General features: G+C 38.6%; 5 protein-coding genes. All 5 read right to left on the bottom strand.

What is annotated here, in order from left to right; translation table 11 throughout:
* Positions 1 to 400 (bottom strand): hypothetical protein (locus tag IEY34_RS35945; protein WP_189021055.1); only part of this gene is annotated, 400 nt, incomplete at its 3' end.
* 352 nt (positions 401 to 752) lie between these two features.
* The gene (locus IEY34_RS35940; protein ID WP_189021053.1) at positions 753 to 1,157 is read right to left on the bottom strand and encodes a hypothetical protein; all 405 of its coding nucleotides are present in this window, start codon (positions 1,155 to 1,157) and stop codon (positions 753 to 755) included.
* Positions 1,158 to 1,168: 11 nt separating this feature from the next.
* Positions 1,169 to 1,339, bottom strand: a complete 171-nt coding sequence (locus IEY34_RS35935) for a deaminase domain-containing protein (protein WP_189021035.1) — start codon at positions 1,337 to 1,339, stop codon at positions 1,169 to 1,171.
* 220 nt (positions 1,340 to 1,559) lie between these two features.
* Entirely contained in the window at positions 1,560 to 1,967 is a 408-nt protein-coding gene (locus IEY34_RS35930; protein WP_189021033.1) for a hypothetical protein, read from the bottom strand.
* Positions 1,968 to 1,978: 11 nt separating this feature from the next.
* On the bottom strand, positions 1,979 to 3,686 hold a 1,708-nt coding region (locus IEY34_RS37175; protein ID WP_308423111.1), incomplete at its 5' end, for a deaminase domain-containing protein.

Here is a 3,686-nt window from a genome sequence, read left to right as displayed (position 1 = left end):
TAATGGCAATCGGAACCGCTTGTCCTCTGAATAGGAAAGAGCGAAGCCTGCCTGCAAGGGTAATGCCACGTGATTGAATGCGAACGTTACATATATCTCCAACATGCATGGTATATCTCCGCGATGCATCATCATCTGCAAGCTGCGCACTTGGATACAGCGTACTGAGTATTTCTTTGGTAAAATATCCGTCATACCGAACTGTAAATGTCTGTTGGAACGTCCCAAAGTTATTGGGATTCGTATAAGGTTCAATGACCTTTTTGTAGCGCTCCAAGGTAACATCGAATACAGCATTAGAAGTATCCAGCGAACGTAGGAATTGGTTGTAATCCCGCACGTCTACGTAGCCCTTCCCCCTAACGGTATCAACGAATTGTGTAATCACTTGGTAGGTCATATCGTCGACTTTCTCGGCCTGTCTATATTCGCGTTAAAAAATTACCAAAAATGGAATCTCATCTTTTACATTATAATCTATACAACGACAAAATTCACCAAAATATTACAATTTTATCAGTAAAAAAATAGGCTAATCATGGTGGTATCTGACCATAATCGACCTGTTTTATGTAACGCTTCAGCATTACTTAGGTTATAAAACAGCCTCCGCTTTTATGTTTGTATTGTTTGGAAATTGACGACGAATGAAAAGAAACCACAACACGGCGGCTAGCTCGTATTGTGGCGTGGTTGGAGTTGCTGAATAATCATTTTATGTTTGGTTGTAGTTTACACGAAATTATTTACACTTATTTGACTTTCAAACCCAAGATATAGTCAACTCCCGCTTTAGTTGAATCACTTGTTTCTAGGATCTTATACTCGTTTTTATCAATTAGCTTCCTGCATATTTTAATGTCTTGCAATAAATGTTCGACATCTTCCTTGTCTATCATCTCTTCAAATTTAATATTCTCTAAGTACATATCCAGTTTTGAATAGATAAAATCAGCAATTACGTTATTCTTCAAGCTCTCTATTGCAATAGAAACAAAATATAATGTTTTGGTAAATAAACTATCGTTTACCCTTCTCCAATCCTCTTCTAGAATCCTTGCTGAAACCTGCACTACAGTTAACCCTTCATCTTCCATATATTCCTCAAAATCAAGTACTATAGAGTTTTTTATTCGTTCATAGCTAGTCATGCTCATTTCATCAATCCTTATCTCATGGTTTCGGAATAAACATTTAATTTAATATTTGGGTACTTACGCCTAAATTCCATAACTAAGTTTGAGCGACTTTGGCAGGCATCAAATTCTGTATATAAATTAATTGGGCCTGATACGTAAGGGTCTTTTATTTGAAAACTAAGATAACAAAAACAGGTCAATCATGGTTGTATCTGACCATAATCAACCTGTTCAATCTAACTGCATTATGCTCTTTAGGTTATACATTTTGAAGCATTTATGTGCGTACAAACAAAATGGCTAAATCTTTATACGGGTATTACATGGGTAAGTGTGATAATGGCTAAATGATGAGTTCATTCGACACTGGGTAGCCCCCACATGATTATGTTCGTAGCAACCACCTTTACAACACTAAAATTAATCAACTTTCAAACCTAAGATGTATTCTACTCTTGATTTAGTAGAATCGCTTGTTTCCCTAATTTTATATTCATCTTTACTGTCAATTAACTCTTTACAAACTTGAATGTCCTGAAACAGCTTTTCAATGTCATTTTTATCTATGTTTTTTTCAAATTCAGCGTTTTCTAGGTAAATATCCAGTTTGTTATATATAAAATCGGCAATTTCTTTATATTTCAAACTCTCTATGGCTATAGAAATAAAATATAATGTTTTAGTAAATGAACTATCGTTTACTCTTCTCCATTCTTCTTCTAACATTTTCGCTGAAGCCTGTGCTACATTTAAACCCTCCTCATCTATATATTCCTCAAAGCCGAATACTACTGAATCCTTTATTCTTTCATAGCCCATAACGTTCATACTATCACTCCTCATCTCATACTTTTAGAATAAACATTTAACTGAATATTCGGGAACTTACGTCTAAATTCCATAATTAAATTTGAGCAACTTTGACATGCATCTAATTCAGTAAATAAATCTATTTGACCTTTAACATTAGTGTCTTTTATTTGAGAAGCAATATCCTCAAGAATCTTTGCCTCCGTGTCATTAAATCTTGGAAATTGATCATCAACATAGGTTTCCAATGATTTATCTACTTTGGAAATACTCAAATCTCCAACATTGCTTCCCACGCTATCAGAGGAATGAATTTGACTATGTGCTTGAAATTCTTTCTTAATGCCCGGAATGTTTACATCTGCTACAGCAACATTTCCAAAAGTTAGATTATCTAGTTTCCTATCAAGTTTTTTTCTTTGTGTACTTGAGAGGTTCTTGTATTCGTCAGAATTTCTTATTTTTTCAATTTCTCTATTAATATCATTTCTGATATTTTGCGCTCTCTCATAAAGACTGTCAATTAATTTATTAAGTATCTTACCATTACCCGTCCCCTCAACAACGTCTCTGCCCAAACTTCTAGGTTCCAACTTCGTTCCCCATTGCCCCTTAGCACCGCCATATACCATACTCGCTACCCCAAGACTTGCTAACCAGTGTTCCTTGGATAAGGGCTTGTCCGGGTTGATTGCTCCATTCACAGTCTCTATGCCTCCGACGGTCAGCCAATTAAAGAAATCATACGTAGAATCCCAACTTTCGACAGCCCTTGCCTTTAATCCTTCTTGAATCCCGCCAGAAGCACCAAATGTTAGCCAGTTGATAAAGTCAGAGGGGGAATCCAGTGCTTTATTCCCTCTTGTCTGTAACCCAGTATGTAAATCGCCTCCAATTTCCTTAAAGCTCTCCCATGAAGTCATCGCTCCGTTTGCGATTTCGCCACCTATACCTTGAAGGGCTTGTTTGAACCAGTTCTGTGCGAATTGCTTTGATATTGCCTTTCTATCCTCGCTACTCAGTTGATTCCATATTTCCTCCAGTTGTTCCTTTGTATAACGATCTGATTCCTGACGAAATAATTCCTCTAGAGTGACAGTTTTATTGGGATCATACGCACGTAGCTCAGAACGATTCGTTTCTGTAGAGCCCTCCAATCGCCTAATCGCCCACTCCCCCTCATTCCCTTTGCTCAAGGAGGTCAAAATCAGACTACGCAGTACATTATCCTGCGGCATCTCCGAATGGTCATTCTTTGTAGGATTGTACTTACAAGCTAGTAACGCCGAGCCTGCATAGAACGAACTCACATCCACATTCTCATCATAAAAGCTGGACGCTATGCCTAACTGGCCTAACTTTATGCGTTCAGCCTCCATCTCTTTCGTGGCTTCATCCATATACGCCTGATTGCCAAACTTTGCGTACATGTGATAGGCCGCTTGGCTGCGTCCCAGCTCTGTATAGGCCTCTTTAATCTGTTCAAGCCGCTCGTTCGCCCATTTCTGCTCCGCTGGCGTTCCCTTTGCTCGTTGATCCAGTAATTGCGCCACTGTCTTATCCTGTTTCAGTGAGCCTAGCTGCTTTTCAATGGTGGCTGTTTGGATTTGCACCTGAAATTCTTTGGCGACTTCCACGAGTAGCTTGGGAACGGGTGCGATCAAAAGCTTCAGCGGGTTCGTATGCGTAATCGTCTTCGCCAAATGCTCGAGTCCACTGACGATCTTTTGTACGACG

Origin of the sequence: Paenibacillus marchantiophytorum (genome assembly GCF_014640555.1) — a bacterium.
GTDB lineage: Bacteria > Bacillota > Bacilli > Paenibacillales > NBRC-103111 > Paenibacillus_E > Paenibacillus_E marchantiophytorum.
The sequence above is the reverse complement of the archived record's forward strand: the minus strand, read 5'-3'. Positions and strand labels throughout refer to the sequence as shown.

Coding starts and splice junctions, on each gene's coding strand:
- IEY34_RS35930 (WP_189021033.1), bottom strand. CDS start 1,967: ATGAACGTTATGGGCTATGAAAGAATAAAGGATTCAGTAGTATTCGGC.
- IEY34_RS35940 (WP_189021053.1), bottom strand. CDS start 1,157: ATGAGCATGACTAGCTATGAACGAATAAAAAACTCTATAGTACTTGAT.